The organism is Pseudomonas sp. DR208 (assembly GCF_019823005.1).
GTDB lineage: Bacteria > Pseudomonadota > Gammaproteobacteria > Pseudomonadales > Pseudomonadaceae > Aquipseudomonas > Aquipseudomonas extremorientalis.
In genome coordinates this window covers 2,934,102-2,949,219 of the sequence record NZ_CP081944.1, presented here as the reverse complement: position 1 = coordinate 2,949,219, position 15,118 = coordinate 2,934,102, and the positions used below count along the sequence as shown (strand labels likewise).

The following is a 15,118-nucleotide window of genomic DNA, read 5'->3' as shown; positions in this document are numbered from 1 at the left end:
CCGCCATCGCAGGCAAGCCAGCTCCCACACTGGTTCTCCTTTTCCGGGAGACCCTATTACACCCGTAAAGCGATCAATACTCTCAATCGCCAACGGCGATCGCTCCCATGAACGGGGCGCGCCCTCAAAACACCGACCACCCAATCCGCTCACTCAACAATTCCAACGCCTTCATCCCCGCCAGCGAGTTCCCCGCCGTATTCAACTCCGGCGACCACACGCACACTGTAAATTGCCCCGGCACCACCGCGACAATCCCGCCGCCCACCCCGCTCTTGCCCGGCAAGCCCACGCGATAGGCAAAATTGCCCGCTTCGTCGTACAGCCCGCTGGTGGCCATGATCGAGTTGACCTGCTTGGTCTGACGCGCCGTTAAAATCTGTTCGCCGCTGTGGGCACTCGTGCCTTCGTTGGCCAGGAAGCTGAATGCCTTGGCCAAGTCCAGGCAGCTCATCTGCAAGGCGCAGTAGTTGAAATAGCTGTGCAGCACCGCGTCCACGTCGTTGTGGAAGTTGCCAAAGGATTTCATCAGGTAGGCCATGGCGGCGTTGCGGGCACCGTGCTGGGCCTCGGATTCGGCGACGACGCTGTTGACCAGGATCTGCGGGTTGCCCGACAGGCGCCGGACGAAATCGCGCATCGACAAGATCGGCACGGCGAAGCGCGATTGGTTGATGTCGCAGATCACCAGCGCACCGGCGTTGATGAACGGATTACGCGGGCGGCCACGTTCGAACTCCAGCTGCACCATGGAGTTGAACGGCTGCCCGGAAGGCTCATGGCCCAGGCGTTCCCAGATGGTTTCGCCACCATGGTCGATGGCCTGCACCAGGCTGAACACCTTGGAAATGCTCTGCACCGAGAACAGCGTGTCGGCGTCACCGGCGCAATAGGCCGAGCCGTCGTTGCCATACACGGCGATGCCCAATTGGTTGGCAGGCACATCGGCCAATGCCGGGATGTAATCGGCGACTTTGCCGAGGCCGATCAGGGGGCGCACTTCGTCGAGGATCGACTCCAGCAGCGCCTGCATGTCTTGTCCAGTCATCTGTCTTTGAATCGGTGGTAAGCGGGGCGCGGAGGATACCTGAAACACGCAGGTCAAGCTTGATCAGGGGCGCTTCGCACCCCAACGCGGGACAAGCCCGCTCGCCACAGAGGGAGTGGGGACTCCCTCGCCGCAGCTCAATGTTGCGTGCGCTCAAAAGTGCGCCACATCCGACACCCGCTCATCCAGCACATCCCGCGCCAGTGCCCAGGCCCGGTCACGGGATTCCACCACCAGCAACGGATAACCCCAGGCCTTGCCGAACATCGCGGCAAACGGCTTGAGCGCCAGGCGCTGCGCGGCACTGGGCTCGACCTGGATCATGCCTTTGACGTAGGTATGCAGCGCCTGTTTGTTTTTCTTCATCCAGATCGACGCTTGCTTGCGCTCCTCATGGGAGTGTTCGTGATTGTTCTCGTCCACGGATTTTTCGTGCAGCAGCAGGAAGGGTTGCTGGCGGGCCAGCAGGCTTTCGAACACGGCGAAGGCATCCTCCGGCCCGCCTTCATTGGGCGCATCAAAGACGATTTTCACCACCGGGAATGTTGAACTGTCGAGTCGCATGGCCGAGCTCCTTGTTGAGAATTGATCTCACTATAGGTCTCAAGCCGCTGGACGGCATTGCACAGAATAGCCAGACTGTTTCGCAATTCAGCCAACCTGCGATCCCTTGTCATGAAACACCATCGCCTGGAAATGCACGATCCGTCACTGTCCAGAGACGCCGACGTATTCCCCCGCGCCGTAGTGGCCGTAGGGGCCACCGCCACGTCGGATACCTGGGAACATACCCAGCATGCCCATCGCAAAGGCCAACTGATGTACACCTTGCGCGGGGTCATCCATTGCGAGATTGAGGCCGGTATCTGGATCGTGCCGCCGCAATGCGCGCTGTGGATTCCCGGCGGAACGCCCCACGCGGCACGGGGGGCTGGCGCTGCGGAAGTCTATTGCCTGCTGATCGACCCCGATGCCGCCTGCGCCCTGCCCCGGCAATGCTGCACGCTGGCGGTGTCGGCCCTGCTGCATGAGCTGATCAGCAAGGCGGTGAGTTTCCCGCAACTGTATGACGATCACGGCGCCCAGGGCCGTTTGATCAGTACCTTGCTGGATGAATTGGCCGTCGCGCCTGTTGAAGCCCTGCACCTGCCCATGCCACAAGATCCGCGCCTGCGTCGCCTGGCCGACAGCCTGCTGGCTGAACCGGCGGACAAGTCCACCCTCGGTCAATGGGCGGTGCGCATCGGCATGAGCGAACGCAGCATGACGCGTCTGCTGCTGGGGGAACTGGGCCTGAGTTTTGGCCGTTGGCGCCGGCAGTTGCATGTAATCCTGTCGCTGCAACGCCTGGCCAGGGGTGAGAGCGTGCAACGCGTGGCCCTGGACCTGGGCTATGAGAACGCCAGCGGTTTTATCACCATGTTCCGCAAGACGGTAGGCCAGCCGCCGGCGCGTTACCTGGCGGACCGCGCCGGGGCGTTGAGCTCGCTGGCCCCGGCGACGATTGCGCTGAACTGAAGGGGCGGCTACCCGGATCTGCAGGCCTGCTCGCCACACAGTCAACTGTCCAGATCAGCCAAGCCCAAATGCTCACGCAACGTCGCCCCTTCATACGCGGTGCGGAACAGCCCCTTGCGCTGCAAATGCGGAATCACGCTCTCGACAAACTCCGTGAACGAACCCGGCAAATACCCCGGAGAGATCACAAACCCGTCGCAACCGCCCTGCTCGAACAGCTCGGCCAGTTGATCGGCAATCTGCGCGCCGGTACCCACCAATTGCGGCACGCGCACGCTGCTGGCAAAGATGCGCCCGAGTTGTTCCAGGGTGGTTTGCGGGCCTTGCATCAACAGCTTTTCCGCCGCAGCCGGGTGGATCAGCGACGACTGGGCGATCTCGGCCAGTGTCGCCGAAAGCGGGAATGGCGACAGGTCCACATTCAACTGCGAGGCCAGTGTCACCAGCCCCAGTTCCGGACGGGCCAGCGCATTGTGCCGATCGCGCTTGGCGCGGGCCTCGGCCTCGCTGCCCCCCATGAACGGCATCACCGCCGTCAGCACTTTGCAGCTGTCGGCGTCGCGCCCCTGCTGCACCACCTGGGCACGCACGTCATCGCGGAATGCACGCATGGCCGCCAAGTGCGGATGGATAGTGAAGATCGCCTCGGCCCAACGCGCACCGAAGCGCCGACCACGCCCGGAAGAACCAGCCTGGATCAGTACCGGTCGGCCCTGGGGCGTGCGCGGGATATTCAGCGGGCCTTCGACCCTGAACCACTCGCCCTGGTGCTGCACCGAACGGATCAATCCAGGGTCTGCCAGCACGCCGCTTTCGCGGTTCAGTTTAAGCGCGTCCTTGCCCCAGCTGTTCCACAGTTTCAGCGCAACTTCAACAAACTCATCGGCGCGGTCGTAGCGCAGGTCGTGCTCCAGGTGCTTGTCCTTGCCGAACAGGCGACCCTCGCTGTCGTTCATCGAGGTGACGATGTTCCACGCCGCGCGGCCCCTGGACAGGTGGTCGAGGGTGGCGAATTCACGGGCGATGTGCGCCGGTTCGTAATAGGTGGTGGACCGCGTTGCGCCCAGGCCCAGCCTGCTGGTCTTGCCGACCAGGTAAGACAGGATCGGCAACGGGTCCAGACGCGTGGCGTCCTGGGCGCCGTAGCGCAAGGCCAACTCGCGCGAGCCGCCCATCTGGTCGCCCACGGCCAGGCGGTCGGCGAAGAACAGGAAGTCGAACAGCCCCTCTTCCACCACCTTGGCGACCCGCGCGTAGTACTCCGGGTCGAGGTAATTGCCGACGGTTTCAGGATGGCGCCACACCGCGTGGCTGTGCACCACCGGCCCACTCAACAGGAACGCGGATAAATGGATCTGGCGGCTCATGGCTTGGGCGTCCACACGGTAATGGCGCTGACCTGCAACGGCTTGGGAATCAGCTTGGCGGCGTAATAGGTGTCGGCGATGCGCTGTTGCTCGGCGAGGTTGTCCAGCTTGACCGGGATGATGTCGTAGCTGCGGCGGCTATTGGCGCGCTCGACCGTGGCCGGGGCGATATTGCCCCACAGCGGGCCAAGGATGGCGGCGGCTTCCTTGGGATGGGCCTTCACCCATTGGCCGGTCTCGCGCAGGGTGTCGAAGGTCACCTGCAACACGTCCGGGTGGGCCTTGGCGAACGTCGTCGTCGCCAGATAGAAACGGTTGTAGTCGGCCAGGCCGTCCTTGCCGTCGGCGATTACACGCACATGGTGATCCAACTGTTGGGTGGCGAAGAACGGGTCCCAGATCACCCACGCGTCGACACTGCCATTAGCGAAGGCCGCGCCGCCATCCGGGGCTTCCAGGTAACGCGGGGTGATATCGGCCAGGGTCAGCCCGGCCTTTTTCAACGCCGAGATCAGCAGGTAGTTGCTGCCCGAGCCCTTGGACACGGCAACGGTCTTGCCCTTGAGGTCGGCGATGCTGTGGATCGGCGACGGGTCCTGAACGATGATCGCCTGGGCGCCCGGCGATGCGTTTTCCTGGGCGTAATAGGTCAGCGGTGCATCGGCGGCCTGGGTAAACAGCGCGAATGCGTCAGCCACATCGGCGTGCAGGTCGACGCTGCCGGCATTCAGCGAACTGAGCAGGCCGGTGCTGAATTCATGCCAGTTCACCGTGAATCCCAGGGGCTTGAGGCGCTGTTCCAACTGGCCATTTTGCTTGAGCAGGATCCACAGGGTGGATGAGCGCTGGTAGCTGATATCCAGGGTTTGCTCGGCCTGGGCCGCCGTGGCGGCGAACAGCAGGCTGGCGGCGACGATTAGTTTTTTGAACGTCATGGGAGGCCTTGGCGAGGAAGAAATGAAGGGCGCTGCTTATGCCAAAAAACCGCGTCAGGCCTGGCAATAAAGCTTGTTCGATTATATTAACGATGAGCAATGATGAAAGAATCTTATAATTCTATGGTTATGCCCAATTCATAGGCGGCAGGGAAAAGCGTCCTAAGCTCAGATCGAAAGAGTATTTAACGAATAGTTTTTAGAACTTTAAGCTCAGGCCTATTTCGTCACAGATCGAGCTCGCCATGTCCCTACGTCACCCCTTCGCCGCACTCCTCGGCTTGCTGGCTCTGTCCGTCGCCATCAGCGCGCAGGCCCAGGAAACCGTACGCATCGGTTACCAGAAGTCCTCGACCCTGATCACCTTGCTGAAAACCCAGGGCACCCTGGAAAAAGCCCTCAAGGCCGACAACATCGACGTGAGCTGGCACGAGTTCCCCAGCGGCCTGCCGCTGCTCGAAGCACTGAACGTGGGCAATGTGGATATCAGCGCCGACGTGGCCGACACCGTGCCGATCTTCGCCCAGGCGGCCCAGGCCAAACTCACCTATTTCGCCCAGGAAGCGCCCTCGCCCGCGGCCCAGGCCATCGTGGTACGCAAGGACTCGCCGATCCAGAACCTGGCGGACCTCAAGGGCAAGAAGATCGCCGTGACCAAGGCCGCTGGCACCCACTACTTGCTGATCGCCGCACTGGCCAAGGCGGGGCTGGCCTTTTCAGATATCGAACCGGCCTACCTGTCACCCGCCGACGGTCGCGCGGCGTTCGAGAACAACAAGGTGGACGCCTGGGTTACCTGGGAACCCTTCCTGACCAGCGTGCAGCGCCAATTGCCCACACGCACCCTGGCGGACGGCGCAGGGCTGGCCAGCTACAAGCGTTACTACCTGACCGGTACACCGTACGCCAAGGCGCACCCGGAAGTATTGAGGGTGGTGTACGAGCAGTTGGAAAAAGCCGGGCAGTGGGTGAAAACCCACCCCCAGGATGCGGCCAAGGTGCTGGGGCCGTTGTGGGGCAACCTGGATGTAGCGACGGTTGAAGCAGCCAATGCGCACCGCAGCTACCTGGTGCAACCGGTGACGCTCGATCAGTTGGGCGAACAGCAAAAAATCGCCGATGCGTTCTTCAAGGCGGGGTTATTGCCCAAGGCGGTGGATGCCAAGGATGTACAGACCTGGAAGCCTTGAGGGCGTAACAGGGAGTACTGCAACTGTGGCGAGCGGGCTTGCCCCGCGTTGGGTTGCGAAGCGACCCTGGAAGGAGGAATGCGGTGAGTCAGGCACTCTTCGGCCGCTGGTGTGGGGGCTGCTTCGCAGCCCGACGCGGGGCAAGCCCGCTCGCCACAGATTTGGATCACGATGGTCACAACAGTGTGCGGGCCAGGGCCTTTTTCCATTCGCTGTAACGCCCCGCCATCGCGGGATCATCCTGCGGCTCAAACCGCTCCCGCTGCCGCTCCAGCGCGCCCAGCGCTGCATCACTCGCCCACACCCCCGACGCCCTCCCCGCCAGGTGCGCCGCGCCCAGTGCCGAGACTTCGGGTGACAGGCTGCGCACCACCGGGCGTTGCAGCAGGTTGGCCAGGAACTGCATCAGCCAACGGTTGCGCGTCGCACCGCCGTCCACCCACAGCTCTTTCAACGGGCTGCCGATGTCCTGCTGCATGGCCTCGAACACATCGCGGATCTGATAACCGATGGACTCCAGCGACGCCCGCAGGATATGCGCACCAGAGGTGGCCTCGGTCAGCCCACAGATCAGGCCCCGTGCATCGGCCTTCCAGTGGGGCGCGCCCAGCCCGGACAACGCCGGCACGAAATACACGCCGCCGTTATCCGACAGTTGCGCCGCCTGTTCGGTGAGGGCATCGAGGGATTCCCCCGCCACCAGGCGCGAGGCCCACTGCACGGCGGCGCCCGTATGGACGATGTTGCCTTCCATGCCGAACGTCGGTTGACCACCGTCGTGCCAGGCCAGGGTGGTGGACAAGCCGTGAGTCGAGGCAATCGGGCCGCCCATGGGCGTCATCAACGACGACCCGGTGCCCAGTGTCGCTTTCACCAGCCCCGGCGCAAAGCCGCCCTGCCCGTACAGCGCAGCGTGGGAGTCGCCAATCATCGACATTACCGGGATGCCGGCGGGCAACCCGCCCGCCGCAACGGTTTCGGCAAAAAAGCCTGCACTGGGCTGGATGGGGGCCAATGCGGCCAATGGAATCTTGAACAGCGCCAGCAGCGCCGGGTCCCAGGCACAGGTGTGCAGGTTGAACAGTTGCGTGCGGGCGGCATTCGAGTAGTCGGTGGCGAACACCTGGCCGCCGCTGAGTTTCCACAGCAACCAGCTGTCCACCGTGCCCAGGCAGATATCACCGGCAGCGGCGCGTGCGTGGCCATCCTCAAGGTGGTCGAGAATCCAGCGGAACTTGCCGGCCGAGAACATCGGGTCCAAGGCCAACCCGGTTTTTTCCAGGATCAGCGCTTCATGCCCCTGCTCATGCAACTGGGCACACAACGCGGTGGAGCGCCGGCATTGCCAACTGATGCACGGCGACAGCGCTTCGCCGGTATGCCGGTCCCAGGCCACCACCGATTCTCGCTGGTTGCTGATGGCCAGCGCGGTGATCGGCCGGTCCACCTGGGCCAGGCACTCCTCAATGGCGGCCAGGGTGCTGTGCCAGATCAGCAGCGGGTCCTGCTCGGAAAACCCCGGCTGCGGATGGGTAATGCTCAGCGGCCGCGAGCCCCGCGCAATCACCTGTCCGCGCTCGTTGACCAGCACCGCCTTGGCGTTGCTGGTGCCTTCATCTATCGCCAGGATCAGCGGCGTATTGTCTGTCATCGCATTCACCGCAACCGAGTGGCAGCCGCCACAATCCCAGCCGCGTCGATGTTATGCAAGGCGCGGGTCGGTTCGCGAGCGCCGGCGGCGGCATATTCACCATCGCCGATGCCCAGGCGCACCAGGGCAATCCCCAGCCCGGCTTCGGCCAGCACTTCGGCCACCAGGCTGCCCACGCCACCGTTGATGTTGTGCTCTTCAACCGTGATGACCGCCCGCGTGCCACGCAGGGCGCTGAGCAACACGTCACGCTGCAATGGCCGGATCGACGACAGGTTGATCACCTGCGCCTGGATGCCCTGCTCCGCCAGCACCCGTGCCGCATCCAGCGCTTCATGCACCACCGAGCCCAGGGCGACGATGCTCACGTCCGCGCCCTGGCGCAGGATATCCACCTGCCCTGGGGCAAATTGATAGTCGCCCGTGTGCAGGTCCGGCAACGCTTTGCCGTCGAGCCGGATATACACCGGGCCGTGGTAGCGCAGCGCGTAGTCGACGATCTGCCGGCATTCAAGCGCGTCGGCCGGAGCAAAGATCTGCACGTTGCCAAAGCCGCGCATTACCGAAATATCGTCGAGGCTGTGGTGCGTGCTGGCCAACGGGCCGTAACTGGCACCGGCATTCAGGCCGAACATCTTCACGTTGGCCTGGTTGTAGCAGACGTCGACTTTGATCTGCTCATTGGCCCGCGAAATCAGGAATGGCGCTGCGTTGCAGGTCGCAGCGATCTTGCCGCCCAGGGCCAGGCCCGCCGCGACGCTGACCAGCGACTGCTCGGCAATGCCCACATTGATCAGACGCTCGGGAAAGCGCTGCACAAACGGCCCGATCTTGGCCGTGGAGGTGGAATCGCTGACCACCGGCACCACGTCCAGCCCGGCATCGACGGCGGCAATAAAGGCTTCCACCATGACGCTCGCCAGATGTTCACTCGCCATGATTCAACTCCTCCAGTGCCGCGTTGATTTCATCACCCTTGGGCACGCGGTGGTGCCATTCGGGACGGGCTTCGATAAACGACACGCCCTTGCCTTTGATGGTGTGGGCGATCAGCACCTGGGGCGCGCCGGTCTTGGCCTGCATGCTTTCCAGGGCTTCGATCAACTGGTCCGTATCGTTGCCGTCGCACTCGCTGACACGAAAACCGAAGGCCGCCCATTTCACGTCCAGCGGGTCCAGCGGCATGATGTCCGCCGTCAGGCCCGCCAGTTGCAGCTTGTTCTTGTCGACGATCACGAACAGGTTATCCAGGCCGTATTTGGCCGCCGCCATCGCCGCTTCCCAGTTGGAGCCTTCAGCCAATTCACCGTCGCCGGTCAGCACATAGATGCGTTTTTTGCTGCCGGACATCTTCGCCGCCAGCGCCAGCCCCACCGCCACCGGCAGGCCGTGGCCGAGGGCGCCGGTGTTCAGTTCGATGCCAGGGGTTTTCTGCCGCACCGGGTGACCCGGCAGGTGGGAGTTGAAGTGCTGGTAGGTGGGCAGCCAGTCGACGGGGATGTAGCCCGCCTGCGCCAGGCAGCAATACAAACCACCGACACCGTGGCCCTTGCTCTGGATATAGATATCGCGCTCAGGGTCTTCAGTGCGTTCCGGCCCGGTATTGAGAATGCGGAAATACAGGGTGGCAAGAATATCGGTTTCCGAGAGATCGGCCCCGGTGTGGCCGCCGGCCGGTGAGTCGGCATTCAGGCGGATCACATGGCGCCGGATCAGGCGGGCCTGTTCTTTGATCTGGTGGGCGTCGTACTGGAAGGCATTCATGCAGCGGCTCCTTTGAGGCTGACCACGCGGGGTAAAAGTGTGCAAAGCTGTATTTGAATATTTATTCAGCAGTGACAATATATTTCTATTTAGACGCCGAACGCTCGACAGGTCAAGTGAATGACCGGTGGAAAAATGAAATAAAACCTGGAAATGTCCCTCGGACAAACGGCCGAAATCCCACACGCGCGTATCTATCCCGTGGCTTTGCGCTGGATGAAAGTCGCGATCCAGAGGCCTGTTGGAAAAATTAAGCGCTTGACATTGCCACGGTGGCACTGGAATCTGAATTAACAGTCAAGCACGCATAAATATTCAGCGCACTTGAAAGCACTCCAAAAAAAATAAATCAGGAGAACACTGTGGACGCCAAAGCTACTGTCCAGCACCCGGCCGAACTCAAGCCGCCCCACCGCCCCCGGTTGGTGAAACTGCTTCCCAGCAATATCGGCGGCCCGCTGATCGGCCTGGTGTTGCTGGTGCTGGTCTTCTCCTTCAGTTCCGAATTCTTCTTCTCGCTGCGCAATGGCCTGAACATTCTTGATCAGGTCACGGTGCTGGGCATCCTCGCAATTGGCATGACCGCCGTGATCGTGATCGGCGGCATCGACCTGTCGGTGGGGTCGGTGCTGGCCTTCTCGATGATGATGCTCGGCTGGCTGTACCAGGACCAGGCGGTGCCGCTGGGGTTTGCGATCCCGATCTCGATAGCCAGCGGCATGCTCGCCGGGCTGGTGTCCGGCGCCTTGATCACCTATGCCAAGCTGCCGCCGTTCATTGCCACGCTGACCATGATGTCGGTGGCCCGTGGCCTGGCGAACATCCTCACCGAAGGCCGGCAGATCGTCGGTTACCCGGACTGGTTCACCAGTCTGGCCACGGTGCGTCACTTCGGCTTTCTCTCGGCAACCGTAGGGCTGTTCCTGGTGATGCTGGTGGTGGCCTGGGTGTTCCTGCGCTTTCGCGCCGGCGGCCGTAACCTGTACGCCATGGGCGGCAGCCCGGAAGTGGCGCGCCTGTCCGGCATCAAGGTGCGGGCGATCACCCTGTGGGTATACGCCATCAGCGGTGCGCTGGCCGGCATCGCCGCCGTGACCCTGGCCGCGCGCCTAGACTCGTCCCAACCCAGCGCCGGCCTGAGCCTGGAACTGGACGCCATCGCCGCCGTAGTAATTGGCGGCGCCAGCCTCAGCGGTGGCGTCGGCAGCATCGGCGGCACCCTGGTCGGTGTGCTGATCATTGGCGTGCTGCGCAATGGTCTCAACCTGCTGGGCGTTTCGCCCTTCATTCAACAAGTGGTGATCGGCGTGGTCATCGCCCTCGCCGTGACCATCGACACCCTGCGACGCCGCTCCAGCACTGCCCGTTAAACCTGTTCGACAGTTGACACCCTCCAACAATAAAACCAGGAGTCACCGACATGTTCAGCCCCAAGAAACTGCTGTTGGCCACCGCCCTCGCGGCTGCCACCCTCACCGCTGCCGGCACCACCTGGGCCAAGGACCTGACCATCGGCCTGGCCGTGGCCAACCTGCAGGCCGACTTCTTCAACCAGATCAAGCAATCGGTGGAAGCCGAGGGCAAGGCCAAGGGCATCAAGGTGATCACCGTGGATGCCCAGGGCAACTCCTCCACCCAGGTCAGCCAGATTGAAGACCTGATCACCCGCCAGATCGATGTGCTGATCTATATCCCTGCTGGTGCCACTGCCGCCGGCGTCCCGGTAAAAGCCGCCAAGGCCGCCGGCATCCCGGTGATCGCCGTGGACCGCAACGCACCCGATGCACCGGGTGACACCTTTATCGCCAGCGACAGCGTGGCCGGGGCCAAGACCCTGGCCGAATACGTCGGCAAGATCACCGATGGCAAGGGCCGCATCGCGATCCTGCAAGGCCAGCTCGGCACCACCCCCGAGAACGATCGCGCCAAGGGCTTCGAAGAAGGCTTGAAAGCTTTCCCGGACCTCAAGGTCGTCGCCCAGCAACCCGCCGAGTGGGCCCAGGACAAAGGCTTCGCCGTGGCCCAGGACCTGCTCCAGCGTGACCCGAACATCACCGTGTTCTTCGGCCGTGCCGATGCCATGGCCTTGGGCGCTGCCCAGGCGGTGAAGGTCGGCAACCTCGACCACAAGGTCGTGGTGGTCGGTTTCGACGGTGACGTCGCCGGGCTCAAGGCCGTGGAAAGTGGCGTGCTGAATGCAACCATGACCCAGCAGACCCAGAAGATGGGCCGCCTGGCCGTGGCATCGGCCATCGACCTGAACGCCGGCAAGGCCGTGCCCAAGGAGCAACTGTTGCCCACTGTGCTGACCACCAAAGAAAACGTCGCGCCGTTCCTGCAACAGCACCCGTAAGCCTTGGAGGTCGTCATGCAAGCAGCAGCCCTGGACACCGCCCACGCCGACGCGGTGCTGTGCCTGCGCAATATCAGCAAGGCCTATGGGCCGGTGCAGGTACTGTCGCAGGTCAATGTGGACATCCGCCCCGGCGAAGTGCTGGCCCTGCTCGGTGAGAACGGTGCGGGCAAGTCGACCTTGTCGTCGATCATCGCCGGGCTGGTACAGCCTGAAGCCGGGGGCAGCATGACCTGGCGCGGCGCGCCTTACGCACCCGCGTCGCCCGGTGCGGCGCTGGGCGCCGGGATCGGTCTGATCCACCAGGAAATCCGCCTGCTGCCGCAATTGTCGATCGCCGAGAATATCTTCGTCGGTCGCCTGCCCATGCGTCATGGGCGGGTGGACCGCGCGTACATGGAGGCTCAGGCGCAGATCCAGCTGGAGCGCCTGGGGCTCAAAGTGCCGGCATCGCGCAAGGTCGAAGGCCTGAGCGTGGCGGCCCAGCAATTGGTGGAAATCGCCAAGGCGCTGACCCTGAAGGCCAGCCTGTTGATTCTGGATGAACCCACTGCGGCATTGGGCGGCGAAGAAACCGAGTTGCTGTTCAAACAGGTGGAACGGCTCAAGGCCGAGGGCGTGTCGTTTATCTATATCAGCCACCGCCTGGAAGAAATCGCACGCATCGCCGACCGTGTGCTGGTACTGCGCGACGGGCGCCAGATCGCCTTGCACGCCACCGCCCAGGTGCCGGTGCGCGAGCTGGTGGAACAGATGGTCGGGCGCAGCCTGGAGCGGATTTTCCCCGCCCTTCAAGCGCCACAGGATCGCGTGATGTTGCAGGTCAAGGACCTCAGCTGCCGCGAATTTGCCTTGCACGGCATCGATTTCAGCGTGCGCGCCGGCGAAGTGTTCGGCATTGCCGGCGTGGTCGGCGCCGGGCGGACCGAACTGGTGCGCACTATTGCCGGCGCAGCACAGGATGTCCAAGGCCACCTGATACTCGACGGTGAAGTACGCCAGCTTCGCTCGCCCTTCGAGGCGATCCAGGCCGGCGTGGTGCTGGTGCCCGAGGACCGCAAGCAACAAGGCGTGGTGGTGGAACACCGCATCGAAGATAACCTGATCTACGGCAACACCGACCTGCTGGACAAGCGCGGCTGGGTATTCCCTGCCCCGCTGCGCGAATTCGCCCGCACGGCGGTGGCCAGGCTGGGGGTCAAAGGTGCGCCGCAGTCGCGCATCTCCAGTTTGTCCGGCGGTAACCAGCAGAAGGTGATCATCGCCAAATGGCTGGCGCGCAACCCCAAGGTCTTCATCCTGGATGAACCGACCCGCGGCATCGACGTGGGTGCGCGGGCGGCCATCTATGAAGTGATCGCGGACCTGGCGGCCAAAGGCATGGCGGTGATGGTGGTGAGCTCGGATCTGGATGAGGTGCTTGGTTTGTCGCACCGCGTCCTGGTCATGAGTCGGGGCCGGCAGATGGGGATTCTGGAACGTGGCGAGGCCACCCCCGTTTCGGTGATGGAAATGGCGACTGCCTGACCCACAAACAATGAAGATCAAATGTGGGAGGGGGCTTGCCCCCGATAGCAGTGGTTCAATTGAAAAATTTATAACTGATACACCGCCATCGGGGGCAAGCCCCTCCCACAGGGGTCGGCTGTGATTTCAAATAACGGAGTTATCCATGCAGCTTTTTAGTCTTCAAGGCCAAGTGGCCTTTGTCACCGGCGCCGGCAGCGGCATTGGCCAGGCGATTGCCGTGGGGCTGGCCGAGGCCGGCGCGGATGTGGCCTGCTTCGATCTGCCGGGCAGCCCCGGCATCGCCAGCACCGTCGAACGCATCCAGGCCCTGGGCCGTCGTGCCCTGGCCTTGAGCGGTACGGTCACCGAGCGCGCCGCACTGGACGCGGCGGTGGCACGCACCGAAGCCGAACTGGGCCAACTGAGCGTCGCGGTCAACTGCGCCGGCATCGCCAATGCCCAGGCCGCCAAAGACCTGGACCTGCAACGCTGGCAGACCACCCTGGACATCAACCTCACCGGAATTTTCCTCAGTTGCCAGGCCCAGGCCGCCGTGATGTTGCCCCGTGGCAAAGGCGCCATCGTCAATATCGCCTCGATGTCCGGCAGCATCGTCAACCGTGGCTTGCTGCAAGCGCACTACAACACCTCCAAGGCCGGCGTGATTCACCTGAGCAAGAGCCTGGCGATGGAATGGGCCGACAAGGGCTTGCGGGTCAACTGCATCAGCCCCGGCTACACCGCCACGCCGATGAACTCGCGCCCGGAAGTCGCCGACCAGGTGAAGATCTTTGAACAGACCACGCCCATGGGCCGCATGGCCAGCGTGGAAGAAATGGTCGGCCCGGCGATTTTCCTCGTCAGCCAGGCCTCGTCTTTCTGCACCGGTGTCGACCTGTTGGTCGATGGCGGCTTTGTGTGCTGGTAGGAGTTCGTCATGTCCCAACGATTTAGCGGTAAAACTGTGGTCATCACCGGTGCCTGCCGGGGCATCGGCGCCGGCATTGCCGAGCGTTTCGCCCAGGAAGGCGCCAACCTGGTACTGGCTTCCAACGACCTGGAACGCGTGACCTTCACCGCCGACCAACTGGCCCGGGAATACCAGGTCGACACCCTGGCCCTGGCCATCGACGTCACCCGTGAAGACGATATCGAAAAGCTCTACCGCGAAGGCCACGCCCGTTTTGGCAGCATCGACGTGTCGGTGCAGAACGCCGGCATCATCACCATCGACCACTACGACAAGATGCCCCGTGCCGATTTCGACAAGGTGCTGCAGGTGAATACCACCGGCGTGTGGCTCGGCTGCCGGGAGGCCGCCAAGTACATGGTCAAGCAAGGCAGCGGCCGGCTGATCAATACCTCCTCCGGCCAGGGCCGCCAGGGGTTCATCTACACGCCCCACTATGCCGCGAGCAAAATGGGCGTGATCGGCATCACCCAGAGCCTGGCGCTGGAACTGGCGCGGCATGACATCACGGTGAATGCGTTCTGCCCCGGCATCATCGAAAGCGAGATGTGGGACTACAACGACCGGGTGTGGGGCGAGATCCTCAGCACCGACGAGAAGCGCTACGGCAAGGGTGAATTGATGGCCGAATGGGTCAAGAACATCCCCCTGCGCCGCGCCGGCAAACCCTCGGATGTGGCGGGCCTGGTGGCGTTTCTCGCCTCGGACGATGCCGCCTACCTGACCGGCCAGGCGATCAATATCGACGGCGGCCTGATCATGTCGTAAGGGTTTGGTATCCTCACGGCCATTGAGTCATGCCTTTTACTATAA

At 63.0% G+C, this 15,118-nt stretch carries 14 protein-coding genes; 7 read left to right on the top strand and 7 right to left on the bottom strand.

Annotated elements, in window-relative coordinates:
* Nucleotides 1–124: 124 nt before the first annotated feature.
* Both glsB and K5K89_RS13450 read right to left on the bottom strand, forming a co-directional pair.
* A complete protein-coding gene (gene glsB, locus K5K89_RS13455) occupies nt 125–1,033 on the bottom strand; it encodes a glutaminase B (protein ID WP_071491761.1) in 909 nt (302 codons plus the stop codon).
* A 168-nt stretch (nt 1,034–1,201) separates the two neighbouring features.
* A complete protein-coding gene (locus K5K89_RS13450; RefSeq protein WP_071491762.1) occupies nt 1,202–1,612 on the bottom strand; it encodes a hypothetical protein in 411 nt (136 codons plus the stop codon).
* Nucleotides 1,613–1,723: 111 nt separating this feature from the next.
* On the opposite strand from K5K89_RS13450, the gene K5K89_RS13445 reads away from it, so the two are divergent.
* A complete protein-coding gene (locus K5K89_RS13445; RefSeq protein ID WP_222541588.1) occupies nt 1,724–2,566 on the top strand; it encodes an AraC family transcriptional regulator in 843 nt (280 codons plus the stop codon).
* Nucleotides 2,567–2,607: 41 nt separating this feature from the next.
* On the opposite strand, the gene K5K89_RS13440 is transcribed toward K5K89_RS13445, so the two are convergent.
* Both K5K89_RS13440 and K5K89_RS13435 read right to left on the bottom strand, forming a co-directional pair.
* Entirely contained in the window at nt 2,608–3,933 is a 1,326-nt protein-coding gene (locus K5K89_RS13440) for an LLM class flavin-dependent oxidoreductase (RefSeq protein WP_222541587.1), read from the bottom strand.
* Nucleotides 3,930–4,868 carry an aliphatic sulfonate ABC transporter substrate-binding protein gene (locus K5K89_RS13435; RefSeq protein ID WP_222541586.1) on the bottom strand — a complete coding sequence of 313 codons (939 nt, stop codon included), beginning with the start codon at nt 4,866–4,868 and terminating at the stop codon, nt 3,930–3,932. Before K5K89_RS13435 ends, K5K89_RS13440 begins: the two co-directional genes overlap by 4 nt.
* A gap of 245 nt (nt 4,869–5,113) precedes the next feature.
* Here K5K89_RS13435 and K5K89_RS13430 point away from each other — a divergent pair, with 245 nt between their 5' ends.
* Nucleotides 5,114–6,058, top strand: a complete 945-nt coding sequence (locus K5K89_RS13430; RefSeq protein ID WP_071491766.1) for an aliphatic sulfonate ABC transporter substrate-binding protein — start codon at nt 5,114–5,116, stop codon at nt 6,056–6,058.
* 175 nt (nt 6,059–6,233) lie between these two features.
* Here K5K89_RS13430 and K5K89_RS13425 read toward each other — a convergent pair whose 3' ends face one another.
* From K5K89_RS13425 to K5K89_RS13415, 3 genes are read right to left on the bottom strand one after another with little or no spacing between them, the layout of a single operon-like run.
* A complete protein-coding gene (locus K5K89_RS13425) occupies nt 6,234–7,709 on the bottom strand; it encodes an FGGY family carbohydrate kinase (RefSeq protein ID WP_222541585.1) in 1,476 nt (491 codons plus the stop codon).
* Between the two features lie 5 nt (nt 7,710–7,714).
* The gene (locus K5K89_RS13420) at nt 7,715–8,647 is read right to left on the bottom strand and encodes a transketolase family protein (RefSeq protein ID WP_092245224.1); all 933 of its coding nucleotides are present in this window, start codon (nt 8,645–8,647) and stop codon (nt 7,715–7,717) included.
* On the bottom strand, nt 8,637–9,473 hold the full coding sequence (locus K5K89_RS13415; protein ID WP_222541584.1) for a transketolase: 837 nt from the start codon (nt 9,471–9,473) through the stop codon (nt 8,637–8,639). The genes K5K89_RS13420 and K5K89_RS13415 overlap by 11 nt, the downstream gene beginning before the upstream one ends.
* A gap of 362 nt (nt 9,474–9,835) precedes the next feature.
* Here K5K89_RS13415 and K5K89_RS13410 point away from each other — a divergent pair, with 362 nt between their 5' ends.
* The 5 genes from K5K89_RS13410 to K5K89_RS13390 all read left to right on the top strand — a co-directional run bounded on the left by K5K89_RS13410 (nt 9,836) and on the right by K5K89_RS13390 (nt 15,073).
* The gene (locus K5K89_RS13410) at nt 9,836–10,843 is read left to right on the top strand and encodes an ABC transporter permease (protein WP_071491770.1); all 1,008 of its coding nucleotides are present in this window, start codon (nt 9,836–9,838) and stop codon (nt 10,841–10,843) included.
* Between the two features lie 50 nt (nt 10,844–10,893).
* Nucleotides 10,894–11,826 carry a sugar ABC transporter substrate-binding protein gene (locus K5K89_RS13405; protein WP_092245215.1) on the top strand — a complete coding sequence of 311 codons (933 nt, stop codon included), beginning with the start codon at nt 10,894–10,896 and terminating at the stop codon, nt 11,824–11,826.
* 15 nt (nt 11,827–11,841) lie between these two features.
* Nucleotides 11,842–13,353 (top strand): sugar ABC transporter ATP-binding protein, encoded by a 1,512-nt coding sequence (locus K5K89_RS13400; RefSeq protein WP_071491772.1) that lies wholly within the window; start codon nt 11,842–11,844, stop codon nt 13,351–13,353.
* A gap of 130 nt (nt 13,354–13,483) precedes the next feature.
* Nucleotides 13,484–14,263, top strand: a complete 780-nt coding sequence (locus tag K5K89_RS13395; RefSeq protein WP_261401112.1) for an SDR family oxidoreductase — start codon at nt 13,484–13,486, stop codon at nt 14,261–14,263.
* 9 nt (nt 14,264–14,272) lie between these two features.
* Entirely contained in the window at nt 14,273–15,073 is an 801-nt protein-coding gene (locus tag K5K89_RS13390) for an SDR family oxidoreductase (RefSeq protein WP_071491774.1), read from the top strand.
* Nucleotides 15,074–15,118: the final 45 nt, after the last annotated feature.

Bases quoted from the DNA above. Each gene is read 5' to 3' on its own strand.
- glsB (WP_071491761.1), bottom strand. From the start codon at position 1,033: ATGCAGGCGCTGCTGGAGTCGATCCTCGACGAAGTGCGCCCCCTGATC.
- K5K89_RS13450 (WP_071491762.1), bottom strand. From the start codon at position 1,612: ATGCGACTCGACAGTTCAACATTCCCGGTGGTGAAAATCGTCTTTGAT.
- K5K89_RS13445 (WP_222541588.1), top strand. From the start codon at position 1,724: ATGAAACACCATCGCCTGGAAATGCACGATCCGTCACTGTCCAGAGAC.
- K5K89_RS13440 (WP_222541587.1), bottom strand. From the start codon at position 3,933: ATGAGCCGCCAGATCCATTTATCCGCGTTCCTGTTGAGTGGGCCGGTG.
- K5K89_RS13435 (WP_222541586.1), bottom strand. From the start codon at position 4,868: ATGACGTTCAAAAAACTAATCGTCGCCGCCAGCCTGCTGTTCGCCGCC.
- K5K89_RS13430 (WP_071491766.1), top strand. From the start codon at position 5,114: ATGTCCCTACGTCACCCCTTCGCCGCACTCCTCGGCTTGCTGGCTCTG.
- K5K89_RS13425 (WP_222541585.1), bottom strand. From the start codon at position 7,709: ATGACAGACAATACGCCGCTGATCCTGGCGATAGATGAAGGCACCAGC.
- K5K89_RS13420 (WP_092245224.1), bottom strand. From the start codon at position 8,647: ATGGCGAGTGAACATCTGGCGAGCGTCATGGTGGAAGCCTTTATTGCC.
- K5K89_RS13415 (WP_222541584.1), bottom strand. From the start codon at position 9,473: ATGAATGCCTTCCAGTACGACGCCCACCAGATCAAAGAACAGGCCCGC.
- K5K89_RS13405 (WP_092245215.1), top strand. From the start codon at position 10,894: ATGTTCAGCCCCAAGAAACTGCTGTTGGCCACCGCCCTCGCGGCTGCC.
- K5K89_RS13400 (WP_071491772.1), top strand. From the start codon at position 11,842: ATGCAAGCAGCAGCCCTGGACACCGCCCACGCCGACGCGGTGCTGTGC.
- K5K89_RS13390 (WP_071491774.1), top strand. From the start codon at position 14,273: ATGTCCCAACGATTTAGCGGTAAAACTGTGGTCATCACCGGTGCCTGC.